Source organism: Nocardia sp. NPDC003963 (genome assembly GCF_053605105.1).
Genome location: NZ_JBSGIP010000004.1, coordinates 69,363 through 92,618, shown reverse-complemented (window position 1 = coordinate 92,618; position 23,256 = coordinate 69,363). Strand labels below are relative to the sequence as shown.

The window sequence follows — 23,256 nt, the reverse complement described above, 5'->3', positions numbered from 1 at the left end:
GGCACGGATATGCCGGTTGGGTACCGGCGACGACCCGATGAATCGGATCTCGATATGGGGTCCCGGTGGCGGCCACGGACACCCGCGCGACCGTGGACGTCGTGACGCCGGATCGCGACGCCTCCGGGGCCCGACCACCGTCGAAGGTTCTAGCGGAGACTGCTAGTCATCCGCTGACCCCAGCCCGACGGCGATCATCCGGGTGAAGAACTCCGGCGCCTGGCCGGCGATCGCCTCGAGCGCCATGGCGTCCAGCAGGATGCGCCGGCCGCTACGCGGCACGACGAGCTCGAGACGTTCACCGTGCCGGGTCCACACCTTGCGGAACTGCACACCGGTGAATTCATTACCCACCCCTGACCATTCGTCGGCCCGCACCACACCGGTGGGCAGATCGGACGCTGTCGATTCGGTCATCGATTTCCTTCCGGTATCCGGGTCACGACACTCACCAGCCGCGGATCGGCGCCGTATTCCTCGGCGCTACGGCGGCCGGCGAGGACCGGGAGCGCGGTGCGCGCACTGGTCACCGCGTCCAGGTCGAGTTCGAGCACTCGCACTGCCTCTGCTGCTTCACCGAGATCGGCGAGAACTTCGCCCCACGGTGAGACGGCGAGCGCGTGACCATAGGTCGCGAAGGCATCGGTGTACTCCGGGGTCGGCGAATGCACCGTCGCCGGCGCCACCACGTAGGCCAGATTCTCGATGGCCCGGGCCCGCAGCAGCGTATGCCAGTGCGCGGCGCCGGTGGACTGCACGAAGGCCGCCGGAACCAGCAGTACTTCGGCGCCGGCCGCGGCCAGGGCCCGGAACAACTCCGGGAACCGCACGTCGTAGCAGACGGTCAGCCCGATCCGGACCCCGTCGAGGTCGAGCAGGACCGGTCCGGCGCCGGGGCGCTCGACCGACGACGCTTCGAAGGACTGCCCACCGAGCGTGGCATCGAACAGGTGCATCTTGTCGTAGCGTCCGGCGATCGTCCCGGCCGCGTCGATCACCAGTGCCGAGTTGAAAGTGCCGTCGGCGGTGCGGTTCTTCATCCCACCCAGGATCACCGCCACCTCGTGCGCCGCGGCGGCCCGGCACAGTTCCCGCACCTCGTCGGCGTCCTCGTGCAGAGCCGCTGCCCGCATCTGTGTATTGGTGCCGAGCATGAGGCCGTTCTCGGGAAGTACCACCAGGTCGGCACCGTCGGCCGCGGCCGCGGCGACCGATCGGAGAGCCGCATCCAGGTTCGCGGCGATATCGGTGGTGGCGTGCCACTGCGTCAGACCGATCCGCACCTTCCGCACGGTCACGATGCCCCCGCACCGGCCGCGGCCGGCCGCTGCGCCCGGGCCCGGGCGAGGTCCATGGCGACGACGGTCCAGCCACCGCCGGACGCCTCCATGGGTTCGTAGGTGTACACGTCACCGTGCACGCCGGGCCCGATCAGGCCGAGCATGATCATCCAGTTCTGGATCTCGTACTGGCCGTGCGCGAGCAGGGGGTAGGGCTCGAGCGAACACAGATCCAGGCCACGTCCGGTCTCCAGGAGCTTCAGGATGTAGGTGTCGAATTCGACGTCCACACCACCGAAGTGACCGGGATCCAGCCAATGCGAGAGCCCGCCGGTAGCCAGGAAAGCCACCTTCAGTCCGGATTCGGCCACGACACCCCGCAGCGCCTCACCGAATCGCCGCGCGTTGAACGGCGAGAAGCTGCGGTGAGGCTGGGTGATGATCGGAATCACCGGCAGGTCCGGACGCGGCAACAGCAGCCGCAACGGCACGATCAGCCCGTGATCCAGATCCACCCGATCGGCTTCCTCGACCTCCAGTCCGGTGCCGCGTACCGCTGTCGCCAGTTCGCGGGCGAAGTCCGGCCGACCGGTGAGAGCCAGATCGAGATCACCACGTTTGAAGAACTCCATCGAACCCGTATGCCCGGTCCCCGTGCCGATCACGGTGTGCCCGGTCGCGAAACTCTGGAAGTGGCAATCCGCGGTGACCAGGATGACATCGGGATCGGCGGCGGCGATATCGCGCCGCAGCCGCTCATAGCCCTCCAGCAGCCGGGCCACAGCGTCCGGTGGATCGATCTCCGGCCGCGCGAGCAGGTCCGGCACATGGGAGCAACCACCCGCGAAGACCACTCCCGGCGGTACGTCGGGGTCCGGTAGCGGCAGACTGTCGTCGACGAAGAACCCGCCGTGGCTGGCGGCGTCACCGAGATCGTCGTTGAACCAGCGACTCACCAGAATGGTCAAGCCGTCGTTGAGTCCTACCGCGCGCAGCCGGTCGCGGTTTCCGGACAGAATCGTTTCGGCCCATTCCTGATCGACACCGAGTAGTTCCGGTGCCCGTGCCGGTTGCGCCTGCACCTGCTCGAGCAGTTCGGCATCGCGGGCCATGGCCAGGATGGCCTGTTCGAGAGCGTTCTTGTCCACAGCGCTCACTCCCCGACGACCAGGGCACCGTCACGAACCACCGCCGCGCCGTCGATTTCGACGGTGCAGCCGCGCATCGGAACATCGAGGTGGGCGGGAGTCTCGCGGTCGGCGAATCGGTTGGATCCGGTGGACCACATGAAATTGCCGGCGGTGGAGCGGAGTTCCTGGCCGTAGAGAGAGCGCGGATCATAGACATCGAAGGCCGACCATCGCGCGTGTGGCAGCAGACCCCAGCCCATATGACTGGTGGCCCAGACCTCGCTGTCGTTCCATGCCTCGAAATAGTCGTTGAGAACATGAGCGTCGGTGCCCGCGCCGGAGACCTTCGTGATGTAGCCCTTCTCCACCTCGATGGTCACCGCATCCTGCACGTAGCGTTGCCACGGGATCAGCGCGTCACCCGGTTGGAGAACGATTCGCCCTTCGGCCGTGCGGTCGTTGGGAAAGCAGGCCACGAAACCGGAAGGCCAGTGATCCCACCGCCCCGGCTCGTCGACATAACCCCACTGATGGGTGATCGGCAGGTCGGCACCCGAGATATCGGCGGTCAGTTCGGTACCGGCCGCACTGGTCACCCGTAGGGTGCTTCCGGCACGCAGCTTGCGGCCCCCGGCCTCCACCGCAGCGCGCAGGTCGGCATCACCCATCAGTCGTTCCAGGACGTCGTTGGGTTCGGCGACGAACAGCATCCGCTTGCCGTTTCCGGTGATCCGGGTACGGACATCCGAGTGGATCAGGCCGCCGACGGTGACATCCACGACGAAATCGCATTCACCGGCCGCCGCCAGCAGCGGCGCCACCTCACGGCCGTCCGGCTGGTACGGCGGCAGCATCGGGCTGGACAGGCTGGACGCGTGCAGCACCAGCACTCCCGCACCGAGTTGCCGCGCGGCGGCCACCGCGGAATCGACGTATTCGGTCTTCCGGCCGAGTTCGGCGATCACCGCTACCGTCTCGCCCGCGGTGAGTTTGCAGAGCGCGAACTGTTCGACGAAGTTCTCGGTCAGAGTCTTCGGCATAGGTATTTCCTCTCCAATAGAATTCGGGGGCCGGGTGATACGACAGGATCGGTCAATGCCCGGCGCGCAGGGCGCCGCCGTCCACCGGAACCGAAGCCCCGGTGATGAACGAGGCCCGCGGGGATGCCAGGAAGGCCACGGTGTCGGCGATCTCGGTGGCTTCGGCCCACCTGCCCACCGGGATATCGGCCACCACCCGGGCGATCTCCTCGTCGACGGTGGTGCCGTTGGTATCGGATTTCATCTCGACGATTCCCTGCATACGGTCGGTACCGGTGGCTCCGGGCATCACCTGGTTGACCCGTATTCCGGCGGGCGCGAGCTCGGTGGCGAGCGTTTTGATGTACGCCGACGCGGCCGAACGGTACGACGCGGACAGCACACCCCCGGCGGCCGGCTGCCGGACCCAGGTCGACGACAGCAGGATGATCGAACCGGCACCTTTGTCGCGCATGCTCCGGCCGGCCGCGCCGGCCAGCTGAACCACCGGACGTAGCAGCATGTCGTGCGCCGCGCACCAGTCGTCCCAGCCGGCGTCGAGCACGGGCAGGATCCGCGGACCCGGTGTATTGAGTACCAGCACGTCCAGCGCCCCGAACCGGGCGACCACCGTATCGACGAGTCCGGCCGTGGCGGTCGCGTCGTTCAGGTCGTGGCCGAGGGGCACGATCGATCCCGCGCCGATCGTCTCGGGGCCCCCGCTCGCCGAGCGTGCCGCCGCGATCACCGTCATACCCTCGGCCGCCAGCCGCTCGGCGGTGGCCCGGCCGATACCGCGGGACGCGGCCGTCACCAGGGCCACCCCCTTTTCCAAACCCAGATACACACTCTCTCCTTCAGCTGCTCGAATATCGCTCCGTCGCATGCCACGCGGTGCGGACCCGCATCAGGGTCAGATCTCGCGGATCGCGTTCTCCGCGCACAGCGAGATCACCCGGCGCACCATCGATTCCTCCGCCGGAGGCACCGTGCCGTCCCCGGCCACAGCGGCGTAACCCCAGTCATCGGACCGGAACACACTGGGGCACATATCCAGACAGGTCCCGTACCCGTCGCATTTGGTGTTGTCCACGATCACCCGCATGGTCATCGCTCCTTCCGTGTCTCGCGACGCGCGAGTTCTCCGGCGCCGGTCCGCGCGAGCGCCGCGGCACCGTCGATGAACCCGCACACACCCCGGCCCGACAGGGTGGAACCCCACCGCGTCAGGTCCGCCAGATGTCGTTCCGGATCCTCGCCGCGCAGCACCTGCCGGAAGGCGCGGGCGATCGCCTTGGTACCGCTGAAACACGAACCACATTGCAGCGCGCTCTCGGCCTGGAACCAGCCGCTGAGTTCGCCGGCGACGGAGACCAGATCATCCCGCGGTCCGAAGACGGTGACCGCCGCGCACCCGAGGCCCGTCCCCGCCGCCCGCATGGCGTCGTAGCAGCACTCCAGGGCACCCGGGTCGCCCACCGAGAGCCCGTTGAACCAGCCGCCCAGCAGGGCGCCGGTCAGTGGGGCCCGGCCACCACCGGCAGCCCGGACCAACTCCGACACCGGCGCGCCGAGCGCCATCTCGTAGACCCCGGGTGCGGCGACCCGGCCGGTTACGGTGAACAGCGCGGTACCTGGCGACGAGGCGCTGCCCACTCCGGCGAATTCGACAGCGCCGTACCGGCGGATCCAGGCCGCGTGAGCAAGAGTCTCGACATTGCTCACCAGGGTCGGCAGCCCCCGCACGCCCACTTCGAACGGCCGGGGCGGCTTGCTGACCGGTTTGGCCGGGCCGCCGTCGATCGAGCGCACCACCGCCGATTCCTCACCCGCTACATAACCGGCCGGCGCCTCGTGCACACGCAACGTGACGCCGTCCGGAACCAGCCCGGCGGACGTGACCTCCACGACCGCGCGCCGCACCGAGGTGAGCACCGCGGCATCCGACACGTACACGACCGCCTCGCTGGAACCGGTGACCGTCGCGGCCGACAGCAGACCGTCGAGCACCAGATGTGGCCTGCGCGTGAGCAGCCACGCGTCTTTCCCCGACGCGGGTTCGCCTTCGTGACCGTTTGCGACCACGACACTGTCCCCGGTCGCCGACGCGACCGCCGACCATTTCCGATGCGCCGGGAAGCCCGCCCCGCCGCGTCCACGCAACCCCGAGGCCGCCAACTCCGCCAGGAACGCCGCGGGTTCGACCGGTCCGAAAAAGCCCAGAGCGAGTTCGCGCTCGAGTCCCCAGTCCGCTGATTCGACACCGGGCACGACCAGCCGCGCCGGGGAGGCGCCGGCCACCCGCGCCGGGGTTTCCAGAGCGGGCGCCCGGTAGAGCGCCGATTCGAGAGCAGTGGTCATAACAGTCCCTCGGTGATCGAGCAGGCAGTGGCCAGTGAGATGACTTCGCCGTATTTGGCTTCGATATCCAGCAGCGCGGCGTGGTGCGGACCGTCCTCGCGGTCGCCCACGCACTCGCGGACCACGAAAGCCGGCAGATCCGCGGCGCAGGCGTCCACCACAGTGGCCCGCACACAGCCGGAAGTGGTCGCCCCGGCCACGAGAACCGTGTCGACCGCCGCGGCGGTGAGGCGTGTCGCGAGATCGTTGTGCGCGAACGCGGAGGCCGTCTGTTTCACGACCAGCGGATCACCGGGACGCATGCCGAGGCGGTGATCGATATCCACACTCCGGTGCCCGGCCCGTAACCCGGTCATCGCCGGCATCTTGCGCAGCCAGGTGCGGGCGATACCGTCCTCACCGACCGGGAAGGCAATGGTGGTGAAGTACACCGGCACGCTGTGTTGGCGAGCTGTGGCCACCAGATCGCTCGTCGCGGCGACCACGTCGTCGAGGTCGAACCCGGGACCGTATCGTGCCTCGGTGAACCCGTATTGCAGATCCACCACCAGCACCGCGGGCCGCGCGCCCGGGAGGAGACCGCCGCACAATCCACCGTCCCGATAGCGTGCCCGGATATCCGCGTCCGTTACTCGCTGCCCCCGGCTCAAAACGTGTGCTCCGGCCACTGCCCCGGCGCGGCCCGCATCAGGTCCGCGTAATAGGCGTACATATTCCGCTGGACCCCCTCCTCGTAGCGGGTCCAGAACACCTTCCCGGGCCCGGGCCAGTCCTGTACCGGGTGCGCCATTCCGATTCCCGGCATACCCATCTCGTAGTTGAGTTCGAAATCCAGTAGTTCGGCCGCGACCGATCGCCCGGTCCGTCCCACGGTGATCCAGGGTTCGGTATCGTCCATCTCGAATGCGCCACCGAGCGAAAAGGTTCCGAGACCGGCGCGATACGCGCGATCCTTCTGTTCGGGGGTCATGTTCTTGTAGCCGAGAAACCAGTTCCACATCTCGACCTGCCCGGGGCCCTTGGGTTGCCAGCAGCGCACGGTCAGCACACCGGTGGGCGGATGGTTGGCGCCGTCCTCGGTCATCGGCAGCGCGAGAATGGAGAAGTTGGGGAACACATTGCCGACGATCACGCGGGATCGTCGCGCGACTTCGAGTTGGTGCGCGGAGATACTGGCGGTGTCGAAGGTCGCTGCGAGATCTTCCGGGAATCCGAAGAATTTCGGTCCTGGTTCATTGTCGTCCTCGGCCATCGAGAACGACAGCGAATGTCCGGGAGACGCCTGGATGTGGTATCCCATCATGTTCTCGCTGAACGGAATCGGGAACGCACCGATCGCATACACCGACTTGTGCAGGGTACCGAGGTGGTAGTCGTCGCCGGAGAAATTGTCCGCACCGGATTTCCAGTTCGCGTCCAGCACGAAACGCTGTGGCTTACCCAGCACTTCGACACCGTCGCCGTCCAGGCCGAAGAGCAGGTCCAGATACCAGGCCATTCCACCGAGGTATTCCCGCAGAGGGGGTGCCGTCGCGTCGAGCGTCGCGAAGATCAGACCGTGGAATGACTCCACCTGCGCCGCTCTGGCCAGGCCGTTGCCTTCCTTGCGCATGGCGCCGAACGCGTTCTTCCACAGCGGCGCACCGACCAGACTGCCGTCCGACGCATAGGTCCACCCGTGGTAGGGACAGCGGAAATGGGACGTGTTGCCGGAATCCGCCCGGCAGATCTGTACTCCGCGGTGTTTGCACGCGTCGAAAAGGACATGGATCCGGCCGTTCTCGTCGCGGGACACGACGAACGAGTCCTCGCCGATCCGGCGGACGACATAGTCACCGTTCGCCTCGATCTCGGATTCGTGCGCCATGAACACCCACGCGCGACCGAACACTTTTCGTAATTCCGCGCGGTGGACGTCTTCGTTTCCGAAGATGCTCGACGGTATCCGCCCCTCGGGCAGTCCGCTTTCGATGCGATCCATCAGGCTCTGGACTCGTGGCGAGAGCGAGGGTTCCCGTATCGCGGTCATAGGTGTGCTCCTGGCTGAAATGGGCTGATTTCGCTCCGAGGCGAATAAGCGGAACTCGGGTCGAGCGGACTCAGAAGAATAGGGAGAGATTGTGGGTGCCGATCACGGTGAGGTCCAGGTAGACCACGCGCTGAAGCAACTTCAGCTGCCCGTCCTCGCGCCGTAGGACATCCCGGCGTTCACCGGAGAGCATCTGCGGATTCGTCTGGTCCTGCCGGGTGCGGTAGATCAGGATATTGCTCCGGGCCTCGAGCAGTTCCTCGTCGTCGGACCGGCCGACCCGGATATTGGTGACGAAATGGCGAACACGCGAGGGCGGATCCTCGGCCCAGGCGTACCGGGTCTCGCCGCGCGCGACCCGGGATTCCAGGGAGCCGAGGTTCTCGTTCAGATGAAAGGTATCGGCCGAGAAGCCGAATCCGCGAGCGCGTTCCACCGTTTCCCGGACCGGGACCTGATACACGATCTCCCGGCTGACGAGTTCGGTCAGCCACTGCCGTTCCCTCAAGTCGTCGAGCAATTCCGCCTCGTACAGCATGAAGTCCACGACTTCCGCGTACCGCGGGTCGTTCGATGCGAGCCGGTGCTGCGTCACCGCCTGATGCTGGGCCACTCCACCCTCCAAAATTGCATACACTTTTGAATGCAGATTGAGTGTGACCCAGGCCGGGGCTGAGCGCAAGGGGCAACAACAACCGGTTACCTCGGCGAAACATCGCCGCGTAGGTGGCCTGTCACAGCGGGAACGGCCATGAGCGATTGCGCGGAGGAATCGCATCCAGGCTGTTCGGGGGCGGTCCGACAGCACCGTCACCGCCGCATACGGGTGCGCGGTCTCACCTGCACGACCGCGAGCAGATCTGCACTACCGACCGAATCCGCTGCACGGTCGGCACCGGGCCACCGCGCCCCGAAGTTCAGCTTTCGCGGTCGGGACGACTCGGCCACCGCGCGTAGGGAATGCGGGCGATGTCCAGTACCTCACCGATCGTCGACCATTCGTTGCGACCCAGGCGCGCCAGTGGACGCAGCCGATCGATCGCGGGAAGGGTGTTGCCGCGGGCATCCGTACGCATCACGGCGGCATCGACCGCGGCGTGCAGAACCCGGCCGATCACCACGGTCGAGTCGCCGAGCTCCAGAACATGTTCGAGCCGGCACTCCAGTGCGACCGGCGACTCCGCGACCCGCGGCGGCGTGACGGTCGAACTGGGCTCGGCAGTGAGCCCGACCTCGGTGAACTCCGACAGCTCGGCGGGAAAATCTGTGCCGGTGGCATTCACCCGCTCGAACATCGACTCGGTGGCAAGGCAGACGACGAACTCGCCGGTCTCGAGCACGTTGCGCAGCGAATCCTTCCTACCCACCGAGGTGAACTGCACCATCGGCGGTGCCACGCACGAGACCGTGAAGAAAGAGTGCGGGGCGAGGTTGTCGACTCCCGCGACCGACCGGGTCGATACCCAGGCAATCGGACGGGGAACGACAACACTGGTCAACACCTTGTAGAAGTCCCCGTACCCCACCACGTCGGGATCGATACCGGTACGCATACGACAACTCCTTCCACGGTATTCGCGGGCACGGCCGTCTCGACAAGGTCCGGGTGGAGGACGGCTGTGCGCACATGCTGCACCGTACGCGGGCAGCATGGCAAGACGTCCTTCCGCGGCGTGATATTCAGGGGTTCGCGGCCGCCGCGGGCGCCGGGTGCAGGCCGCACAACCGCGCCACCCGCAACCCGGTGTGCAGGTCCGTGCGGGTCACCCCGTCGGCGATATCGCAACCGGTGACCTCGCGGATCCGATGCAACCGGCTGTAGAGAGTGCTGCGGTGGATGCCCAGCCGACGCGCGGTTTCCTGGACGTCACCGCCCGCGGTCAGATAGGACTCCAGCGTGTCGGCCAGTTCACCCGCGGCCGGTGCGGCGAGCAGTCGTCCGACCCCGGCCGGGAGGTCCTCCGCCGTCAGTTCGTCCAGTGGCAGGCGCAGGAGCAACCGGTCCATCCCGAGGCCGTCCCAGTAGGCGGCACGGCCGTACCGTGCCGGGTCGGAGCGGGCGGCCCGCCAGGCCAGCCGGGCCCTGCGATAGGACTCGGCGGCACGGTCCAGCGAATCCACCGTGTTGCCGATACCGGCCCGGACCTCTTCCAGTCCCGGCCTCGCCATGATCGCCGACAGCCGGTCCGGGTCCACTCGGCGGGGAAATACGAGAATCCCTTCGGATCCCACCACCGCACCGACGATCTTGACCGTGGTCGATCGGGTGACGAAATCCAGAGTGGCCTCGACCGCCATTCCGGTTGCCGATACCGATTGTTTGTCCGGGGTGCGGTAGACCAGTACCGAATACTGTTCACCGTGATCGATCCGGCCCTCGTCCAGCAGCCGGAAAGCGCACCGTGACCTATCGGCGGGAGAATCACCGAGCAGACCGGTCAGCAGATGACGGGATTGTTCCATTCCGTGGTGCAGTTCGGCGAGCCTGAGGGATAGCTGCTGACCCAGTTCCGGCGCGGCTTCGATCAATTCCCGCTGTTCGCTATCGGAAATTCCGCCGGCACCGGGATTATCCAGCCAGCCGTACAGATAGCCGAACAGTCGTTTCCGGCTGCGCAGCGGAACGACGATACGGGCAACCTCGTCGTTATGGCCCGGGACATACACCGGACCCGTCGCGGTGGTGAGCCGGTAGCGCTTGGTCATCTCGTCGGTCAAGGCGAGTGCCTTGCCGGCGAACAGGAGGGAAAGGCGCATGCGATCGAGGTCGGTCTCGTGCACACTGACGGCCATCACACGCAGGTCGATATCCAGGACCACCAGGGGTTTGTGCAGTCTGTCGGCCAGGTCCTGCAGGGTGGTGTCGAGACTCATGCCGACCCTCTCCTCCGTCCGACACCGTGTCGGAACTCCGGGGCGAATCTACGACACCGCGCACGATGCGGGCAACGGTCCCGGGCTCCTACCGTGAGACTCAGTTCACAGATCGGCAAATGGAGAGGTTCCCGTGCCCAACCCCGAAATTGCGAAGCTCGGCTATGTATCCCTGGTGACCCCGGATATCGATAAATCGCTCTGGTTCTTCCACGAAGTACTCGGCCTGGAAATCACCGAGGAATCCGGTGGCGCGTATTATCTGCGGGCGAATATGGAATTCGAACACCACAGTCTGGTGCTACGCCCCGGTGACCGTGCGTATATGGACCATGTCGGCTGGCGGGTGAAACACCCGGAGGATGTCGCCGAATTCGAGAAATTGTTCGCCGCGTCCGGAGTGGAGACCACCCGGGAATCGTCGGGTACCCAGCCGGGAATCGGCGATGCCATTCGTTTCAGCATGCCGACCGGCCACCGGTTCTCGATGTATTTCGATGTCGAGAAACCGCTCGCGCCCGAAGGTGAGCGGTCGGTGCTGAAGAACCAGGTCTACCGCTCCTGGAACCGCGGGATCGCGCCGCGGCGGATCGACCACGTGAACCTGTGGACCTCCCACGAGCCCCGCGGGGTGCACGGCTGGCTGGCCGACAAACTCGGGTTCAAGCTGCGTGAATACGTCACCGCCGGGCCCGACCAGGTGATCGGCGGCTGGATGAGCGTGACCCCGCTGGTACACGACATCGCGGTCATGGCCGACCCGCACGCCCCGACCCCGGCCCGCATGCATCACGTGGCCTACTGGCTGGACAACGCCCAGGATCTGCTGCGCGCCGCGGACATCCTGGCCGAGCACGGGATCACCCCGGACCAGGGCCCCGGTAAACACGGCGTGAGTCAGGCCTTCTTCCTGTACGTCCGCGATCCCGGTAGTGGCCACCGGGTCGAACTGTTCAGCAACAGCTATCTGATTCTCGACCCGGATCGGGAGCCGATCGAGTGGACCAGCGACGAGATCGCCACGGCGCTCACCATGTGGGGCCCGACGGACTACGTACCGCATGCGGACAACCACGTCATGAACACCACCACCGAAGCCTGACCCGCGAGGAGTACCGATTCTCATGTCCGTGATCAGCGAGAAGACCGTATCCACCGACGGATATTCGAGCCATGTGCTCGACTCCGGCGAACCGGACGCGCCCGCCGTGATCCTGCTGCACGGTGGCGGCCCCGGTGCCACCGCGCGCACCAACTGGGGCAGTTTCATTCCGTTGCTGGCCGGCGACTACCGGGTGATCGCACCGGATCTGGTGGGGTACGGCGCCACCGACCATCCGGAGGAGCTACCAGGCAGTCTGACTGCCTGGATCCGCTTGCGGGTCCGGCAGGTGCTGGCGGTCATGGACGAACTCGGTATCGAAAGAGCCCATCTGGTGGGCAATTCCATGGGCGGCTCGGTCGCCATGCATCTGGTGATGACGGCGCCCGAGCGCTTCGACCGGGTCTCGCTCATGGGCAGTGCCGGGGGTGCCTCGACGCCGACTCCGGAGGTGATCCGCATGGTGAACTTCTACGACGATCCTTCGCTCGAGGCGTTCGAGGCGCTGATGCGGTGGTTCGTGCACGACGAGAAGATCCTCGGCGATTCGTTCTCCGAGATCGTCGCGCAACGCCACCGCGATCTCCTGCGTCCCGAGGTGCGGCGGTCCTTCCGCAGCGCGTTCTCGTCACCGCCCGCCCAGATGGCCGTGCCGCCGGCCGCGCTGCGCCGGATGCACCACCCCTTCCTGGTCGTCCACGGTCTCCAGGATCGTTTCGTCCTCCCCGAATCCAGCATCTACCTGCAGCAGCATCTGCCCGATGCGCAGTTGCACATCTTCGACCACTGCGGGCACTGGGTCCAGATCGAACAGCAGACCCGCTATGTGGCGATGCTGCGCCAGTTCCTCGCCGAAGACCGCTGAGCCGGAACCCGTTCCCCGGAAGAAAACCGAGCCATGAACACTGACAATGTCGTCGAAACCGAAGTACTGATCGTGGGTGCCGGCCCGTCCGGTTCGGCCGCCGCGGCGCTGCTGTCCACCTACGGGATCCGCACCGTGCTGCTGAACAAGCACGGTGGCGTGGCGAACACCCCGCGAGCCCACATCACCAATCAGCGCGCCGTCGAGGTCTTCCGGGACCTCGGGTTGGAGCACGAAGTGCTCCGCCGCGCCACGCCCCAGCACCTGATGGGCGAGCACGTGTACGCCACCAGCCTCGCCGGTGCCGAACTGGGCCGGTTGCGGACCTGGTACACCCATCCGCATTTCCGCGCCGAACACGATCTGGCCAGCCCCTGTTCGGTCTGTGATTTCCCGCAGGACCAGCTCGAGCCGGTCCTGGTCGACGCCGCGGCGAGCCGCGGGTCGCAGGTGCGGTTCAACACCGAACTGCTCCACTTCAGCCAGGACGACGACGGCGTCACCGCCACGGTCCGGGATCGGGTGACCGGAACCGACTACGAGATCCGGGCGCGGTATCTGATCGGTGCGGACGGCGGCCGTTCGATCGTCGCCGAACAGCTCGGCCTGCCGCTCGTCGGCGAGGCGGGGGCGGATACCTCGATCAATATCGTGTTCCGCGCCGACCTGAGCGACTATGTGCGCCATCGCCCCGGTGATATGTACTGGTTCATGCAGCCCGGAGTCGGGCACGGCGGCAACGGAATCGGTGTGCTGCGGATGGTGCGGCCGTGGGACCGGTGGGTGGCGGTCTGGGGCTACGATCCCGCCGCGGGCCCGATCGAACTGACCGAAGAGCTCGGTATCGGGATCGCCCGACAGCTCATCGGCGACGACAGCGTCACGGTCGAGATCGAATCCATGTCGACATGGGCCGTGAACTCGATGTACGCGACCGAGAACATGTCCGGCCGGGTCTTCTGCGTCGGCGACGCGGTGCACCGGCACTCCCCGATGAACGGGCTGGGCTCCAATACTTCCATCCAGGACAGCTACAACCTGTGCTGGAAACTCGCGCTCGTCCTGCGCGACCAGGCCTCGCCCGCGCTGCTGAAGACCTACCGGGACGAACGACTTCCGGTGGCCGAGCAGATCGTGCGCCGCGCGACCGCGAGCAACGCGTTGATGCCGCCGCTGTTCACGGCCCTGCAACTGCCGCCCTCACCGGACGCGGAGACCATGAACAAGGCACTGAAACAGTTGGGCGAACCCGAGGCCGCCGACCGCCGTCGTGCGTTCGACGCCGCGATCGCCGACACGATCATGTGTTTCAACACCCACGGTGTGGAACTGAACCAGCACTACCGGTCGGCAGCGGTGGTCGCCGACGGCAGTCCGGAGACACCGGCCCCGCGCGACGAGGAGCGGTACTACTTCGCGAGCACCCGGCCGGGCCGGCATCTCCCGCATGTCTGGCTCACCCGGGATCAGCGCCGGGTGTCCACCTTCGACCTCTGCGGCAAGGGCGAATTCACCCTGCTCACCGGCATCGGTGGCGAAGTCTGGCGGGCGGCCGCCGCGGCGGTGGAGTCCCGGTTCGGGCTGCCGATCCGGGTGCGCACGATCGGGCGCGGCTGCGATTACGAGGACAGCTACGGCGACTACCGGGCCATTGCCGAGGTGGACGAGGACGGTGCGATCCTGGTCCGGCCGGACCATATGGTCGCCTGGCGAGCGGTCGATTCCCGGCAGGATCCGGTGCGCGCCCTGCAATCGGTGGTCGCCGGAATTCTGGCCCGGCCCGAGGGGGACACCGATGCCGGCCGATGACCGTGCCACCCGCCGTCCACTTCGCGTGGCGTGCGTGGGCGGCGGGCCGGGCGGGTTGTTCACCGCGATCGCGCTCGCGCAGGCGGTGCCCGGCTCCCGGATCGATGTGTTCGAACGCAACCGGGCCACCGATGTGTTCGGATTCGGCGTCGTGTTCTCCGACGCGACCCTGGACACCATCGATACCGTCGATCCGGTCCTGCGGGATACGCTCGCCGCCGACGGCAGGCACTGGGACACCATCACCGTCCGGTCCGAGGGCACCGCGCTGTCCGCCGCCGGTAACGGTATGGCCGCCGTCCATCGCCGCACCCTGCTGGAGGCACTCCGCCGCCGGGCCGGCGAACTCGGGGTGAGTGTGCACTACGAAACCACCGTCGAGGTCGGCGAGCTGGACCGTACCGGCGACTACGACCTGATCGTGGCCGCCGACGGCGCCAATTCCGCCACCCGGGACCGTTTCGCCGCCACGCTCGGCCACACCGTGACCGATTCGGCGGTGGCGTTCATCTGGTTCGGGACGACATTCCGGTTCGACGGGCTCACCTTCCTGCACAAACAATCCGAGCACGGGAATTTCGCGGTCCACGCCTATCCCATCGGAAGTGGTCTGAGCACCTTCATCGTCGAAACGGACGAGGCGACCCGGCGCCGGGCCGGACTGGACGAATTCGACACCTCCCGGCCACCGGGCCCCTCCGACGACCGGACCCGCGGGTATCTCGAGGACCTGTTCGCCGACGATATCGACGGACATCCGCTCGTCGCCAACAACTCCCGATGGGCGAACTTCCGTACCCGCCGCACCGAACACTGGACCGCGGCCGGCCCGGGCGGCACGCCGGTCGCGCTGCTCGGCGACGCCGTACACACCGCCCATTTCTCGGTCGGCTCGGGGACGAAGATGGCCATGGAGGACGCCGCCGTCCTCGCCGCCGCACTGGCGGCACATCCCGGCGATATCGCGGCGGCACTGGACCGCTTCCAGCGGATCCGCCGGCCACAGGTGGACAAGATCCACCACTCGTCGGTGCCCAGCCTGTCCTGGTGGGATCATTTCGGCGAATACCACCGCCGGTTCGAACCGTGGCAGTTCGCGTTCCACTTCTTCAGCCGGGCGATCTCGGCGGAGAAGATCCGGCTACGCGACCCCGGCTTCGTCGCGGCCACCGAGCGGGCCTGGGTCGCCGCGCACGGCGCCCCGCCGCTGGACACACCGCTGCGGATCGCGGACCGGGAATTCACAACGCGCCTGCTCCGCCCGATCGCCCGCACGCCCGGCGCACTGGAATTCGGGGACGACAACACCACTCTCGTCGCCACCGACGACGCCGTACCCGGCGCCGCGCGACTGTTCACGGCTCCCGACATCCCGGGGAGTTCCCTGCGCGGCAGCGACCTGGCGGCGTTGGACGCGGTGGCGGAGCACGCCCCCTCGGCCGTCGTCGTCCACGGCGGCACTGCCCTGTCGCGGGTGCTGTGCGCGGAACGGCTACGGCTGCGACACGGGATTCCGGTGATCGTGGCGGACCGGCCCGAATCGGTCCGCGAACGGCGCGCTGTCGGCGAATCCGACTGCGCGGCGACGCTCGTTCTCGCGGGCCGGGCCGACGCCGTCCTCTTCGAACCGCCCGCCCGGCACAACGATTCCGAGGAAGGCACGACCCGATGACGACCACCACCGAACCCGCCATCCGCACGAACGGGCTGGATCGGCTCTTCCGGCCGGATTCGATCGCGGTGGTCGGCGCCTCCACCACACCGGGCAAACTCGGCACGGCGATGACGGCCGCCGTACGGCGCGGCGCGGGCCCGGCCGCGATCTTCGGCGTGAATCCGGCGACCGAAGGGTTCGTACCGAATCTGGAAGCGGCGTGCCGCGCCCACGGTCGTCCCGTGGACCTCGCTGTGCTCTGTATCCCGGCGACCGCGACCCCGGCCGCTGTCCGCGCCGCCGCCGAGTGCGGCGTGGGTGCCGCGCTGATCTGTGCCGGCGGATTCGCCGAGACAGGTCCGGACGGGGCGGCGCGGCAACGAGAACTCGCCGCGATCGTCGCGGAAACAGGTATCCGGATCCTCGGGCCGAACACCTCCGGATTCTTCCGGCCCGGCGCCGCCACCGTGAGTTTCGTTCCCGCCGTCGAACATATCCGCCCCGGCCGGGTCGCGGTGGTCGCCGCGAGCGGCGGGATGAATCACGCCCTGTCGTTCCTGCTGTCCGAGCAGTCGGTCGGGGTCGGTCTGGGGGTGGGCCTGGGTAATCGCGTGGACGTCACCGAAGTCGATGTCCTGCACTATCTCCGCGATGATCCGGCGATCTCGGCGGTGGCGCTGCATCTGGAAACCGTCGACGACGGCCCCGCGCTGCTCGCCGCGGTCCGCGCGGTGACAGCCGTGAAACCGGTCGTCGCGCTGGTCGTCGGACGAAGTGACGTCTCGGCGTTCGCCGGATCGCACACCGGCGCGCTGGCCACCTCCTGGCGCACGACCCGCGCACTGCTCGCGCAGGCCGGCGCGGTGGTCGTGGACTCCGAACAGCAGCTCGTCGACGCGGTCGCGGTGCTGAGCAGAGTGCGGCTACCCGCCCATCCCGATCCGGGTATCGGCGTGGTCACTGCGCAGGCGGGCCCGGGTCTCGTCGTGCTCGACGGTCTGCAGGCCGGTGGCGTCCGGGTGCCCGCACTGGCGGACCGGACACGCGCGGAACTCGCCGGATTGCTCCCACCCCTGACCTCTCAGGGCAACCCGGTGGATACCGGCCGCCCCGGGCCGAATTTCCGTTACGTCCTGGCCGCGACCGCGCGAGACCCGGAGGTGCACGCGCTGGCCGTGTACACCCTGGCCGAGCCCGACGCGCTGGACCCGGTGGAGGCGGTTATCGGCCACGGTGCGCATCGGGAGTTTCCGGTGGTCCTGGGCATCGGCGGACCGGCCACGACCCGCGCCGATATCGCGGCGGCCGCCGGCACCCACGATATTCCGGTGCTGCCCGGGCCGACCGCACTCGCCACCGGACTCGGCGCCCTGGTCACCGACGCTCGCGCGCGATACAACCGGGATCTCGACCCCACTCGGCGCGTCCTCGCACCCACACCGGAGATCGGACTCCCCGCCGACGAAGCCGCGGCCAAGGACCTGCTCGAAGCTCTGGGTCTGCGAACGCCGGCGCGGCGCGTCTGCCGGGACCACGCCGCCGCTCACCAGGCGCTGCGGGAACTCACGCCGCCGGTGGCGGTGAAACTCCTCGATGCCGGCGTGATCCACAAAACCGATATCGGCGGAGTGCATCTCGGTATCCGGACGGCCGCCGAACTGAATACCGCCCTGATGGCACTGGACAACGCCGGCGCCCCCGCCTACCTGGTCGAGACGATGGCCGGGCCCGGGGTCGACCTGTTCCTCGGTGCCCGGCGCGATCCGGTTTTCGGCCTCGTCGTGGTGGCCGGATTCGGCGGCACCGCCGCGGAGGCCCTCGGCGATATCGCCGTCCGCGGCCTCCCGCTGCATCGCGCCGCGGCCACGGCCCTGCTCGACGATCTCCGGTGCGCGCCGCTGCTGAACGGCTGGCGCGGCGGGCCGGTCCTCGACCGCGACGAATTCGCCCGGGCTGTCGTCGCGATCGGCGACCATCTCGCCGCCCACCCCGAGATCGGCGAACTCGAGATCAATCCGCTGCGCCTGACCCCGGACGGCCTCATCGCACTCGACGCGGTGATCACGGGATCGGATACCCGCCCCGCGAATCCGGAGGACGAACACAGATGACCACCATCGACGGCACCGTGCCCTGGCCCGACGCGACCGCCGCGGAGTATCGCGAAAAAGGCTATTGGCAGGGCTCTTCCCTCGCTTCCCGGATCGCCTGTACGGTCCACCGCGCCCCGGATCGGATCGCGGTGATCGACGACGCGACCCGGCTGACTTATCGGGAACTGTGGGACCGTGCCGGCTCGATCGCCGCCACCCTGCTCGACCTCGGTCTGTCCCCCGGTGACCGGCTCGTCGTCGCATTGCCGAACTGCTGGGAATTCGTCGCCCTGACGCTGGGCTGCCTCCGGACCGGATTGGTGCCGGTGATGGCCCTGCCCGCCCATCGGCAGCACGAACTGACCCATATCGCCGAAACCGCCGGCGCCGCGGCCCTGGTGATCGCCGACGCCGACCGCGGCACCGATCTACGATCCGTCGCGCAGCAGGTCGGCCGGGCGGTAGCCGGCATCCGCGCCGTACTCGTCCACGGTGACCTCACGGCGGACGGCGACCCCACCGATCTCCCCGAATACCCGCTCTTCCCGGCCGATTCACCGACGCGGCTCATCGACGCCGGTCCCGAGCCCGGCGGGTCCGATATCGCCTGCATGTTGCTGTCCGGCGGGACGACCGGACTGCCGAAACTCATCGTCCGCACCCACGACGACTACCTCTGCAATATCGCGTACTGCGCCGAGGTCGCCGGATTCGACAGCGGGACCGTGTACCTCGGCGCACTGCCCGGCAGTCACAACTTCTCCCTGGCCTGCCCCGGCATCCTGGGTGCGCTGACAGCGGGCGGGCAGGTGGTGATGCTGCCCTCCCCCGCACCCGAACGCGCACTACGGGCAGTCGCCGCCGAGGGCGTCACGGTCGCCGCGGTGGTGCCCGCGGTCGCGCAGAGCTGGATCGAATACCGGCGCGCGCATCCCGAGCTCGACACCTCCACGCTGCGGGTACTCCAGGTGGGCGGCACCCGGATGCCCGACGAACTGGCCGCACACGTCGAACCGGTACTGGGCGCGCGCCTGCAACAGGTTTTCGGGATGGCCGAGGGCCTGATCAATATGACCAGGCTCGACGACGACCCGGAAGTGATCGTCGGCACCCAGGGCCGGCCGGTATGCCCGGCCGACGAGATCCTGATCGTCGACGAATCCGGTGCTCCGGTCCCCGACGGCACTCCCGGTTCGCTGCTGACCCGCGGGCCATACACCCCGCGCGGCTACTTCCGCGCACCCGAACACAATGCCCGCGCCTTCACCGCGGACGGATGGTACGGCAGCGGCGATATCGTGATCCGCCGGCCGGACGGGAACCTCGTCGTCGCCGGGCGGGACAAAGACATGATCAATCGCGGTGGCGAGAAGATCTCCGCCGAGGAGGTCGAGAACTTCGCCTACCGGGTACCCGGCGTGGAAGCGGCAGCCGCGGTGGCCATGCCGGACCCGGTCCTGGGTGAGCGGACCTGCCTCTATCTCACCGTCAAGGCGGGATTCGCTGTCGGTGTGGACGACGTGGTCGCGGTCATGAACCGGGCCGGGGTGGCCCGGTTCAAACTGCCCGAGAAATTGATCCTGCTCGACACCATGCCCACCACGAAGGTCGGCAAGATCGATAAGAAGGCACTGCGGGACGATATTCGCACTCGTCTCCGAGACTGTGCCGTCCCGATGAAGAGCGACCTGCCGCCGGACCGGCCGAGTCGAGCCGAGCGTCCGTGACGCCCGTATCACGCTCGGTGACCGTGGGTGGTCAACAGGCTGCACCGGCGAGGGTCGTAGGCACTGCCGATCGCCCTGATATCCGCTGGTGTGACGATCGTAGGACGGAGGAGCAGATCCCGGGCCGCAGGATCACCTCGCGAAGCCGACACCCGGTGACGTCGGCCGATCGAGGTCTGTTTGTTCGGCCGGTTCGGACCTGATGGACAGATGCGGAATCGTCACGCGGGCTCCACAGCCCCGAACGTCGCAGGTGGCCCCCGTCCTTCATGCGGTGTTAGCCTGATTTTGCAGCATGTTGGTACGGTTTTCCGCTGAGAACCGGCGCCCGAGTTCGAATCGCTCGCCCCATTGTGAAGGGTTGCGTTTGAGAAATCATGGAGAGGCGGCACCGGGCTGAGTGTCCACCGACGACGATGAACAGTTTCGTCGGTCGAGGTCCGGAGTTGGACCGGATCGTAGGGCTGTTGCTGTCGGGGGCACGAATGATCACCGTGGTCGGACCGGCGGGTATCGGTAAGACGCGCCTGGCAACGGAAGCCATACGCAATTTACCCACCGCGCGCAGAACAGCGGTGTACTGGGTGCGGTTGACTCGGCTGGCCAGGGGCGCGGATGCGGACTCGGTCGAGGAAGAAGTGATCAACTCCGTCGTGGGGACCGACCCGCCGGCCGGCACCGGCTGGAGCGCGCTGATCGGTCGGCTCATGGTGCCCGGCCGGACGGTGCTGGTGATGGACAACTGTGAGCATGTGCTCACCGGCGCAGGCAGCGTGATAGAGGAATTACTGGAGTCAGTGGCGGGGCTGGTGGTTCTGGCGACCAGTCGCGCAGCAGTGGGGTGGGAGAACGAGTATGTCATCACCGTTCCTGCCCTGACCGGAACTCAGGCTTCTACCCTGTTCCGGCAGCGGGCAGAGCTGGCGGGGTACGCCACCACCGACCACGACGATGTCGCGCTGGTGCGGTCGGTGTGCCGTCATGTGGACAACAACCCGTTGTACATTCAACTGGCTGCCGCGCGGTTGCGCCGGGAACCGTTGGCCAGGGTCGCCGAACAGTTGAGTGGCGGGGCATCGGACAGACGGCTGCGCTGGCCGCACTGGCCTCGCACGGGTACCGAACCGCGACAACAGGGTATTCGTGACGCGATTGCCTGGTCCTACGATCTGTGCCCGGAAGAAGTGCGCTTGCTGTTGGATCGTATGTCTGTATTCGCAGCAGGTTTTGACCCCGATTCCGACGACGGTGACAGTTCGGTGCCACGCGTCGGCACCGATTTGGACGCTGTCGAAGCGGTCTGCTCGGACGACCCGAGCGATATCGGCCCGGCAATCGGGCTGGACGCCGCGGAGATCGAGAATCTGCTCGAGCAATTGGTCGACCAGTCGTTGGTCACTGTCCATATCGACCCGACTACGGTGCGATACTCGCTGTTGGAGAGTGTGCGGCTGTTCGCCGCCCAGCAGCTGCGCGAACGTTCCACCGAGGACATCGACGTACCGGAGCAATTCGCGAAACGCCACCGCCGGTACTACCGGGACAAAATCGTCGCACTGCGGCGCGATTGGATCAATCCCGAGGAACGGGGCGTATTGGCCTGGGTCAGCGCCTCATGGGACAACCTCGCCAAAGCCGTCGCCACGAGTCTGGCTGCCGACGAACCGGCTCTCGGATTGGAAATCTCGCAGAGCCTGATTCTGCTGCCCCCGGTCAAGGCGTCGCTCCGAGAGCCACGACGGTGGACGCTGCGCGCGCTCGGAGCCATCGACAATCCGCAGCCGAGCACTCTCGAGGTCACCGCCCGGGCCATGGTCGGCTATGCCGACATCGTATTGGGCGATTACGAATCGGCCGACAGGATGCTCGAAGAGTGTGTGACCGCCTGCCTCGGCGACTCCGAGATGCGAACGAACTGGCGTGAGCGGCCCGATGTGGACCTCGGTCTGCCTCCGGCTGTCGATCACTTGTGGGCGGGGGTGCTGCTGTTCGCCTGCCGAGATCCCGAGGCGATCACCGTCGCGGCGCGCGCACGGAAGAAGTTCCATGCCTGCGGTGATCGCAGCGCGGAGTTCTACAGCTCGGCCATGGAGGCGTGGGCGGCGAGTTTTCTCGGATCACCACAGCAGGCCCTCGGTATCACCAGCCGCCATCTCGAACTCACTCTGACCTGCCGTACCGAGCTCGAGAAAGGGTGGGCGGAAATGGTCCGGGGTATCGCGCTGATCAAGTACGGCGACCCGAATGAGGCGCTGAAGTGGGAGCGCCGGGCGCTGGCCGACCACGACGCTGCCGGAACCATGTGGGGCGAGTTGATGGTGGTGCACACTCGTATGTGGACTCTCGCGCAGATTCTGCGCGCCATGGGTGCCGCTGGAGGTTCGACACGCGAAGAACTGGTGCGTCTTGCCACCGAAATCGCCCAACTGGTCGGCGGCACGGCCACATTGCGCGCCGCACTGGGCGCGGAAATGCGCGGCCGAGCCGGACCTTACAGCCTGGCGACCGAGGACGCGGCCGACGCGGCCCGAGATATTCTGGGAGACAAGATTTTCCACGCCGAATGCCGCCGGGGATCCCTGCTGTCTCCCGAGCGGCACGAGGTTCAACTCCTCGCGCGAGGGAGCCTGTCCCTGGACCGGCTGCCGCTCGACCACCCTGCCCGGCAAACCAGGCCTTCGCCGTGGAGCGACCTGTCCGATGCGGAACAACAGGTCGCAGTTCTTGCCGCATCCGGGTGGACCAATTCCGCTATCGCCGCCCGCAGAGGTACATCGAACAAGACCGTCGACGCCCAGATGAGCGCAATCCTGCGCAAACTCGCTATCGGGTCTCGGGCTGATATTCGCAAACTGATTCCCGCGGACCGGCTTGCCCGGACCTCGTCGGAGGCGGCCCGTCGCCGCACCGGGGACAGGCGCCTGCGAGCATCGATGTACTGAGCGCTCGACGGTGAACTGCGCACTGTGGAGTCCTCGGTGTCCGGTCTGCTCGCGATCGAAGTGACCACGACCGAGGAGTGGACATCCCCGAGTGACGGGCGGCTCAGTGGTGAGGCGTGAAGTTCTGGATCAGCGTGCAAACCGAACTCCCTGACGCGGATCGAAGACGTGATCTTCCCGGGCTGTGCCGGACATCTGTGCGACGACTCGTCGTAGAACCCGACGGCAGCCGCGTGCTGTGGCTCGTGGATGTGCCTTGCCCCGGGTCGACGGTCCGGAAACACCCATAGGTAGGTAGGCCCTGGGAATCGATCGAAATCCTCCCGATGTGCGGCGGCCCCGCCCGGTACAGGCTGGAAGCACGAGGAGGT

Annotated in this window: 19 protein-coding genes; 7 read left to right on the top strand and 12 right to left on the bottom strand. The window is 67.3% G+C overall.

The window, feature by feature from the left end; all coding sequences use genetic code 11:
- Nucleotides 1-162: 162 nt before the first annotated feature.
- The 12 genes from ACWEWT_RS12505 to ACWEWT_RS12450 form a co-directional block, all read right to left on the bottom strand.
- The gene (locus ACWEWT_RS12505) at nt 163-417 is read right to left on the bottom strand and encodes a hypothetical protein (protein ID WP_452558479.1); all 255 of its coding nucleotides are present in this window, start codon (nt 415-417) and stop codon (nt 163-165) included.
- On the bottom strand, nt 414-1,298 hold the full coding sequence (locus ACWEWT_RS12500) for a nitrilase-related carbon-nitrogen hydrolase (RefSeq protein ID WP_452558477.1): 885 nt from the start codon (nt 1,296-1,298) through the stop codon (nt 414-416). The genes ACWEWT_RS12505 and ACWEWT_RS12500 overlap by 4 nt, the downstream gene beginning before the upstream one ends.
- Complete coding sequence (locus ACWEWT_RS12495; RefSeq protein WP_452558475.1) at nt 1,295-2,428, bottom strand: DODA-type extradiol aromatic ring-opening family dioxygenase; 1,134 nt, start codon at nt 2,426-2,428, stop codon at nt 1,295-1,297. The genes ACWEWT_RS12500 and ACWEWT_RS12495 overlap by 4 nt, the downstream gene beginning before the upstream one ends.
- A gap of 5 nt (nt 2,429-2,433) precedes the next feature.
- Complete coding sequence (locus tag ACWEWT_RS12490) at nt 2,434-3,450, bottom strand: hypothetical protein (RefSeq protein WP_452558473.1); 1,017 nt, start codon at nt 3,448-3,450, stop codon at nt 2,434-2,436.
- A gap of 52 nt (nt 3,451-3,502) precedes the next feature.
- Complete coding sequence (locus ACWEWT_RS12485) at nt 3,503-4,276, bottom strand: SDR family oxidoreductase (protein ID WP_452558472.1); 774 nt, start codon at nt 4,274-4,276, stop codon at nt 3,503-3,505.
- A 66-nt stretch (nt 4,277-4,342) separates the two neighbouring features.
- Nucleotides 4,343-4,540, bottom strand: coding sequence for a ferredoxin (locus tag ACWEWT_RS12480; RefSeq protein ID WP_452558471.1), 198 nt, complete (start codon nt 4,538-4,540; stop codon nt 4,343-4,345).
- Nucleotides 4,537-5,790, bottom strand: a complete 1,254-nt coding sequence (locus ACWEWT_RS12475) for an NADH-ubiquinone oxidoreductase-F iron-sulfur binding region domain-containing protein (protein WP_452558469.1) — start codon at nt 5,788-5,790, stop codon at nt 4,537-4,539. The genes ACWEWT_RS12480 and ACWEWT_RS12475 overlap by 4 nt, the downstream gene beginning before the upstream one ends.
- On the bottom strand, nt 5,787-6,440 hold the full coding sequence (locus ACWEWT_RS12470) for an isochorismatase family protein (RefSeq protein WP_452558468.1): 654 nt from the start codon (nt 6,438-6,440) through the stop codon (nt 5,787-5,789). The genes ACWEWT_RS12475 and ACWEWT_RS12470 overlap by 4 nt, the downstream gene beginning before the upstream one ends.
- Nucleotides 6,437-7,819, bottom strand: a complete 1,383-nt coding sequence (locus tag ACWEWT_RS12465) for an aromatic ring-hydroxylating oxygenase subunit alpha (RefSeq protein ID WP_452558467.1) — start codon at nt 7,817-7,819, stop codon at nt 6,437-6,439. Before ACWEWT_RS12465 ends, ACWEWT_RS12470 begins: the two co-directional genes overlap by 4 nt.
- 70 nt (nt 7,820-7,889) lie before the next feature.
- Nucleotides 7,890-8,432: an aromatic-ring-hydroxylating dioxygenase subunit beta gene (locus tag ACWEWT_RS12460; protein WP_452558465.1), complete on the bottom strand. Its 543-nt coding sequence runs from the start codon at nt 8,430-8,432 to the stop codon at nt 7,890-7,892.
- Nucleotides 8,433-8,736: 304 nt separating this feature from the next.
- Nucleotides 8,737-9,372 carry a flavin reductase family protein gene (locus tag ACWEWT_RS12455; protein WP_452558463.1) on the bottom strand — a complete coding sequence of 212 codons (636 nt, stop codon included), beginning with the start codon at nt 9,370-9,372 and terminating at the stop codon, nt 8,737-8,739.
- Nucleotides 9,373-9,499: 127 nt separating this feature from the next.
- Nucleotides 9,500-10,693, bottom strand: coding sequence for a PucR family transcriptional regulator (locus tag ACWEWT_RS12450; protein WP_452558461.1), 1,194 nt, complete (start codon nt 10,691-10,693; stop codon nt 9,500-9,502).
- A gap of 133 nt (nt 10,694-10,826) precedes the next feature.
- Here ACWEWT_RS12450 and ACWEWT_RS12445 point away from each other — a divergent pair, with 133 nt between their 5' ends.
- From ACWEWT_RS12445 to ACWEWT_RS12415, 7 genes are all read left to right on the top strand, one after another.
- Complete coding sequence (locus ACWEWT_RS12445) at nt 10,827-11,795, top strand: VOC family protein (RefSeq protein ID WP_452558459.1); 969 nt, start codon at nt 10,827-10,829, stop codon at nt 11,793-11,795.
- Between the two features lie 22 nt (nt 11,796-11,817).
- Nucleotides 11,818-12,660: an alpha/beta fold hydrolase gene (locus ACWEWT_RS12440; protein ID WP_452558458.1), complete on the top strand. Its 843-nt coding sequence runs from the start codon at nt 11,818-11,820 to the stop codon at nt 12,658-12,660.
- Between the two features lie 33 nt (nt 12,661-12,693).
- Nucleotides 12,694-14,469, top strand: coding sequence for an FAD-dependent oxidoreductase (locus ACWEWT_RS12435; protein WP_452558456.1), 1,776 nt, complete (start codon nt 12,694-12,696; stop codon nt 14,467-14,469).
- On the top strand, nt 14,456-16,141 hold the full coding sequence (locus ACWEWT_RS12430) for an FAD-dependent monooxygenase (RefSeq protein ID WP_452558454.1): 1,686 nt from the start codon (nt 14,456-14,458) through the stop codon (nt 16,139-16,141). The genes ACWEWT_RS12435 and ACWEWT_RS12430 overlap by 14 nt, the downstream gene beginning before the upstream one ends.
- Nucleotides 16,138-18,234, top strand: coding sequence for an acetate--CoA ligase family protein (locus ACWEWT_RS12425; RefSeq protein WP_452558452.1), 2,097 nt, complete (start codon nt 16,138-16,140; stop codon nt 18,232-18,234). Before ACWEWT_RS12430 ends, ACWEWT_RS12425 begins: the two co-directional genes overlap by 4 nt.
- Complete coding sequence (locus ACWEWT_RS12420) at nt 18,231-19,943, top strand: (2,3-dihydroxybenzoyl)adenylate synthase (RefSeq protein ID WP_452558450.1); 1,713 nt, start codon at nt 18,231-18,233, stop codon at nt 19,941-19,943. The genes ACWEWT_RS12425 and ACWEWT_RS12420 overlap by 4 nt, the downstream gene beginning before the upstream one ends.
- Nucleotides 19,944-20,359: 416 nt before the next feature.
- Entirely contained in the window at nt 20,360-22,885 is a 2,526-nt protein-coding gene (locus tag ACWEWT_RS12415; RefSeq protein ID WP_452558449.1) for a helix-turn-helix transcriptional regulator, read from the top strand.
- Nucleotides 22,886-23,256: the final 371 nt, after the last annotated feature.